The sequence below is a fragment of the Candidatus Thermoplasmatota archaeon genome, assembly GCA_018814355.1.
Taxonomy (GTDB): domain Archaea; phylum Thermoplasmatota; class Thermoplasmata; order UBA10834; family UBA10834; genus COMBO-56-21.
The window spans coordinates 1-6256 of record JAHIZT010000096.1 but is presented as its reverse complement, the minus strand read 5'-3'; the positions used below and the strand labels follow the sequence as shown (position 1 = coordinate 6256).

Below are 6256 nucleotides of genomic sequence, written 5' to 3'. Positions count from 1 at the left end.
GGACATCAATCTCAATACCATCGCCACTGCCAAAGCAGATGGACACTACTTGATCAAGTTCATCACTGGGTCCGAGGACGAGGTGCGGAGGACCTTCATCAAGGCCGACCTGCCGTTCAAGGAGAAGCGCGTCCTCATTGTTGAGGTCCACAACCGGCCTGGAATGTGGGTGAAGGCGGCTCATCACCTCGTGGATGGTGGCGTCCAGCTCGAGGCGTCGTATCTGCTGGGCCAGCATGGTGACAAGCTGACTTTCGTCTTCGTCGTGGACAACTATGAGAGGGCAAAGAAGATCGCTGGCCAGATAACAAATTGCTCCATGGACTAGGAATGTGATCAACCGATCGTCGATTCAGGACAGGGGGGTAGTTATGTGTGAATCCACAGTGTATCTCATGAAGGGCTCAGTAAGGGTTGTAGTCATGTCCGAGGCCGCAAGGATAATCGTAAACAATGACGGTATCACCTGCATCGACATGCTGGGCGAGAGGAAGGAAGTGCCTCAGGTCAAGATCGTTGATGCGAACCTCGTGAAGCACGAGATCATCCTCAAACCCAGGTCAGGATGATGGTTTGGGCATAAAGGTCGCGGTCGCGGGCAAAGGCGGCGTCGGGAAGACGACCATTGCAGGCTCCTTGGCGCGGATCTGGGCTAGGGATGGGCTCAAGGTCCTCGCCGTCGACGCGGACCCTTCCGCTCACCTGCACTCGGTCCTTGAGATCCCCGCCGAGCGCTCCCCGAAGCCGATATCCTCAGAGCTGGACCTCATCGAGGAGAGGACCGGTGCCAGGCCGGGTTCGGCCACGGGCCCCTTCTTCAGGCTGAACCCGAAGGTCGACGATATCCCCAGCAGGTATTCTGAGGTCGGCGCCGACGGTGTCAGGCTACTTGTTCTGGGCACTATCAAAGCCGCCGGAGGCGGCTGCTTCTGTCCGGAGAACGCGCTCCTCCGCAGCCTTCTGGAGCACATCATCCTCGACAAGGATGAAGCCGTCGTTGTCGATATGGAGGCGGGCCTTGAGCAGTTCGGGCGGTCCACGTGCAGAGGCGTGGACATGCTTCTGATCGTCGTGGAGCCAGGCACTCGGTCTGTTGAGACCGCCGTAAGGGTCGCAGAGCTGTCTCGTGAGATGGGCGTTCAGCGAATGGGGGTCGTCGCTAACAGGGTCAAGGATGCCGAGCAGGAACGGTCGCTGAGCCGACTGCTCGACGCTCATGGCCTCCAGCTGATGGTCTCTCTTCCCGCCTCGGATGTCGTCGCTCGATCCGATTTGGAGGGCCAATCCCCGTTCGCAATGCCTGGTGCCGAGCTCTGGACGGAGGCCGTCAGACGGCTTTCGAAGGAAATCTCAAAGTACCTGGGTTCTGAAGGATTCAAGGCTTGAATCCTTGCAGTCGGCGTTTCTATGTGCCAGCGTCGGCGTGCGCCGAACATCGTCAATAACAATGTTTTAGTAGAATCATCATCATTCGTCAGATGTCGACTGCAGAGGCCGTGGTCAACGGTAAGCCAGATGTTCGATACGAATGGGGCGGAGCTAGTTCGTGGTTTTGGTGCCATGATCGGTCAAGGGCGAGCGTTCGTTCACGGAAGGTCATATCCGTTATTGTCCATTTGTGGTCACATCCGACTATTCCCCAATCCGTCGATTGTTCGAAGACTGAGCGTGATCATGTCGAATTGGCACACATCTGAGCGACAAAGCGGGTTCACGGCCATTCCTGTCGTCGAGCATATCAGGAGTGCTGTCTAATTGGAATCCGGCTCAGGTGACAAATCAAAGAAGGGTGCGGAGCGCTCGGAGACAAAGGACAAATTTAGCTGTGATTGTTGGGACAGCAGCTGTGCGTCGATGTTCTCGGCCCTTCACGATGCCGGCGTAAGCACGGTCCTCGACAGAGTGGCCAGCCAAGGGGCGCAGTGCAGGTTCGGTCAACTGGGCCTTTGCTGCAGGATCTGCCTCCAGGGGCCGTGCAGGATCAACCCTATGGGCAAGGAACCCACGACGGGCATTTGTGGCGCACGCGACTACACTCTGGTCGCTCGCCACATCGACAGGATGATAGCCGGAGGTGCGGCGTCGCACTCTGGGCACGGCAAGGAGATCGCGCACGTGCTTCACGATGTGGCTGAAGGGAAGACGAAGGACTACCAGGTGACCGACAGGACCAAGCTCGAGGAGATCGCCAAGAAGCTGGGGCTCCCGACGGACGGGAAGAACGGTTCGAATCTGGCCAGCACTGTCTCGACGAAAGCTCTGGAGGACTACTCCAGGTACACCGACGAGCCGCTCTCGTTCCTCATATCGACCGTCACCAAAGGCAGGATTCACAGATGGGATACCCACTCAGTTCTGCCGAACAACATCGAGACATCCATATCGGACGTCATGCACAGGACCGCCATGGGCGTCGATGCGGATCCGGTCCCCTTACTGTTCGGCGGAATCAAGTGCGCCTTGGCGGACTACACAGGTGCCCAGATCTCGTCCGACCTCAGCGACGTGCTCTTCGGCACGCCCAAGCTCGTTCTCAGCGAGGCCAACCTGGGCGTGCTTGACGAGAAGTACATCAACGTCGCGGTGCACGGCCACAACCCGCTCCTGAGCGACATAATGGTAGATGTCGCGCGCGAGATGAAGGATGAGGCCAAGAAGGTCGGAGCCGAGGGGTTCAACATCGTCGGCGTGTGCTGCACTGGCAACGAGATCCTGATGAGAAAGGGGATCCCGATCGCTGCGAACGTGATGTCCCAGGAGCTCGTGCTGCTCAGCGGCCTTCTCGACGCGATGGTACTGGACTATCAGTGTTTCATGCCGTCGTTGTCCACCTTGGCGCGGTGCACCCACACGAAGCTCATCTCGACCGAGGAGGTCGCGAGGCTGGTGGGGGACACACACATCGAGTTCACCCCCGACCGCGCCAAGTCGTCCGCCCGCGAGATCCTGAATATGGCCATGGAGGCCTACAGACATCGTGGCAAGACGAGGTTGTTGCCCACCGTCAAGCCGGCGAAGGTCACGGCGGGATTCAGCCTGGAGCAGATGAAGCTCCTGTTCTCGAAGAAGACTCCCGATGACCCGTTCCAGTACCTTGTCGATAACATATCGAACGGCAGGATACGAGGGGTCGCCCTGTTCGCGGGGTGCAAGAGCACCCGCGCCAAGGACGACCAGGACGTGTTGACGATCGCAAAGGAGCTCGCGAAGCACAGCGTCCTCCTCATGGCCACTGGCTGCAACGCCATCGAGCTCGCGAAGACGGGCATGATGGACCCCGACAAGACCAAGGAGTTCGCAGGAGATGGCCTGCAGTCGTTCCTGGCAGATCTGAGCGAGGCCGCTGGAATCAAAGGCCTGCCATGCGTCTGGCACATAGGTTCCTGCGTGGACAATCCGCGATTCTCTAACCTCGCCACGGAGGTAGCGAACAGGATGGGCGTGGACATTGACAAGATACCTTTCGTCGCGATAGCTCCGGAAGCGATGCACGAGAAAGCCGTCTCCATTGGGACTTGGGCGGTGGCGATGGGATTCCCTGTCCATGTCGGCACGATGAACTACAACTACGGCTCAACGCTAGTCACCGAGGTCCTGGAGAACACTGCCAGGGACGTCTACGGCGGCTACTTCATCTTCGAGACAGATCCGAGCGAGGCTGCGAAGCGATTGTACTCTGCCATAGAGTACAGACGATGGCGGATGGGCATCACCGATCCAGAGTTGGAGCGCGAGTCCTACTGCATCCCCAAGGGCGAGAGGATCCCGAAGGAGCAGCTCTTCAAGATGGCGATCGAAGGATCAATCATCGCCACCGGCTACGCCGATGTGCTCCTCAACCGCGCGCTTCGCAAGTTCGGCCCGGAGAAGAAGGTCGAGTTCCCTGAAACGGGATACCAGCTCCCCAGCCTGTTCGCATGGCTCGGCAAAGACTGCTCGAGGCTCGGGGACCTGCCTAGATTGCTGGGCGAGGCCAGGGGCAAGATAGTGGAGAGCCCGACGCTAGAGAACGCCATCGCCTCGGGAGAAGCGACTATGATCGCCGCGGAAGTGGTCGAGGCGCTGAAGTACATCGAGACCCCCACACCATACGAGGGCACGCCATACTGCGGTTTCGTCCCGGACAGGATCCTGAGGCAGCTAGGTATTGCGTTCGTCGACGACACCATCCCAGGCGCGGCGGTGTTCGTCGGGAAGGCTAGTGATCCGAAGAAGCTCGCGAAGATGATCCGGGACTGCCAGAACAAGGGGATGCTCATCGTCGCCTCCTATGACATCATCCAGCAGCTCAAGGACGAGAAGATCTCCATGGGCCTGGACAGGATGCTGTACCCGGTGGGCGAGTTCACCCAGATAATACACGGACTCAACTTCGCCATCAGAGCGGCTCTCTCGTTCGGAGGCATTCAGAAGGGCGACCGCGAGGGGCTCCGCAACTATCTGTCCAAGAGGCCCAAGGTCTTCGTGCTGCAGCTCGGACCATTGGACTACATCAAGGTCGCCGCGGAGTTCGCAGTCATGTTCAACGGCTCGCCGACCATCACAGATCAGGACGTCGAGCCCATACCCGACAAGTACGTCGTCCAGAAGAACATGGACGAGATGATCGCCACGGCGATCGAGGTCCGCGGCTGCCACATCAAGCTCGGGGCGATGAACCTGCCCGTGCCCTACGGTCCCGCATTCGAGGGAGAGACCATCAGGCGGCCGGACATGTATATCGAGGCGGGCGGACCATCCAAGACACTCGCGTTCGAGCTGCTGAAGATGTGTCCGTCGGAGGAGGTCACGGACGGGAAGATCACGCTCATCGGCAAGGACGTCGACCAGATGCCAGAGGGCTCCACAACTCACCTGGGCATCTTCGTCAGGGTCTACGGCAAGAACATGCAGAAGGACTTCGAGTCCGTGCTTGAGCGCAGGATCCACCAGTTCGTCAACTTCGCCGAGGGCGCTTGGCACACTGGTCAGAGGAACCTCCTCTGGATAAGGCTGAGCAAGACATCCGTGAAGGCGGGCCTCAGGCTGAAGCACTTCGGCGACATCCTGGCTACGAAGCTCAAGCAGGAGTTCGGCGCCATCGTGTCCAAGATCGAGGTCGACATCGTCACGGACGAGGCGGAGCTGAGGAAGCATCTTGATGAGGCCAAGGGATTCTATGCCGAGAGGGACGCGAGGATCGCGAACCTGACGGATGAGAACGTGGACATCTTCTACACCTGCACGCTCTGCCAGAGCTTCGCCCCAGGCCATGTATGCATCGTCACGCCCGAGCGGCTGGGGCTCTGCGGCGCCATCAACTGGCTTGACGCCAAGGCGTCGTTCCAGATCGCTCCCACGGGACCCAACAACCCTGTCCCCAAGAAGGAGGCGATCGACGAGAAGAAGGGCCAGTGGGTGGGCGTGAACGAGGTCGTCGCAGAGAAGACGCACGGCAAGCTTCTGCGATTCAGCGCCTACACCATGATGGACGAGCCGATGACCTCATGCGGCTGTTTCGAGTGCATCGTGGGCGTCTCACCGGACCTCCAGGGCGTTGTTGTCGTGAACCGGGAGTACTCTGGCATGACCCCTCTTGGCATGTCGTTCTCGACCCTCGCGGGATCAATCGGGGGTGGCATCCAGACCCCCGGATTCATCGGCGTGGGCAGGAAGTATCTCGTAAGCAAGAAGTTCATCAGCGCGGACGGTGGTTTCCTGCGCATAGTCTGGATGCCAAAGGACCTTAAGGAGGGCATGAAGGAGGAGCTGAACAAGCGGGCTGAGGAGCTGGGAGTTCCCGATTTCGTCAGCAAGATTGCCGACGAGACGGTGGCACGCACTCCCGATGAGCTGATTAGCTGGATACGCGAGAAGGAGCATCCGGCCCTCAGGATGCCGCCTATGATGAGCTGATGTTCGGTCGGGGGTTTCGGAATGGGTTTCGAAGTGCCTAAGGAGAAGTTTCCGGGCAGGATCAGGGAAGTGGCGATTGGCGCGACTAGTGAGCAGGGGGGCACAAGGGGCGCGCGGCTTGTCGCCGGCGGCTCGAACGGCCTTCCGTTCCACATGTTCGAGAGCGATGTGCTACACAAGCCGCTCGTGGCCATGGACGTCGTCGACACGACCAGGGTGATACCGGACCATTTGATGCGCTCAATGGGCCCTGTGATGAAAGAGCCCGTCGAGTGGGCTAAGAAGTGCGGGAGCGAATGGGGCGCGGACATGCTCCTCCTGAGGCTCCTCTCGGCCAACCCCGAAGAGGAGAACAGGTCCG

The 6256-nt window shown here is 59.4% G+C and carries 5 protein-coding genes and 1 pseudogene; all 6 read left to right on the top strand.

The genetic code is table 11. The annotated features are described in order from the left end of the window. Positions 1-328 (top strand): hypothetical protein (locus KJ653_07015; GenBank protein MBU0685576.1); only part of this gene is annotated, 328 nt, incomplete at its 5' end. Positions 329-371: 43 nt separating this feature from the next. After that, positions 372-569, top strand: coding sequence for a CooT family nickel-binding protein (locus KJ653_07010; protein MBU0685575.1), 198 nt, complete (start codon positions 372-374; stop codon positions 567-569). A gap of 4 nt (positions 570-573) precedes the next feature. Further along, positions 574-1386, top strand: a complete 813-nt coding sequence (locus KJ653_07005) for an AAA family ATPase (protein ID MBU0685574.1) — start codon at positions 574-576, stop codon at positions 1384-1386. 468 nt (positions 1387-1854) lie between these two features. Then, positions 1855-3711, top strand: a pseudogene (gene cooS / locus KJ653_07000) (anaerobic carbon-monoxide dehydrogenase catalytic subunit). After that, positions 3703-5895, top strand: coding sequence for a CO dehydrogenase/CO-methylating acetyl-CoA synthase complex subunit beta (cdhC, locus tag KJ653_06995; protein ID MBU0685573.1), 2193 nt, complete (start codon positions 3703-3705; stop codon positions 5893-5895). Before cooS ends, cdhC begins: the two are co-directional and overlap by 9 nt. A gap of 21 nt (positions 5896-5916) precedes the next feature. After that, on the top strand, positions 5917-6256 hold a 340-nt coding region (locus tag KJ653_06990; protein MBU0685572.1), incomplete at its 3' end, for an acetyl-CoA decarbonylase/synthase complex subunit delta.

What these genes read in the sequence shown, in the direction of transcription:
- KJ653_07010 (MBU0685575.1), top strand. Translation starts at nt 372, where the DNA reads ATGTGTGAATCCACAGTGTATCTCATGAAGGGCTCAGTAAGGGTTGTA.
- cdhC (MBU0685573.1), top strand. Translation starts at nt 3,703, where the DNA reads ATGGGCATCACCGATCCAGAGTTGGAGCGCGAGTCCTACTGCATCCCC.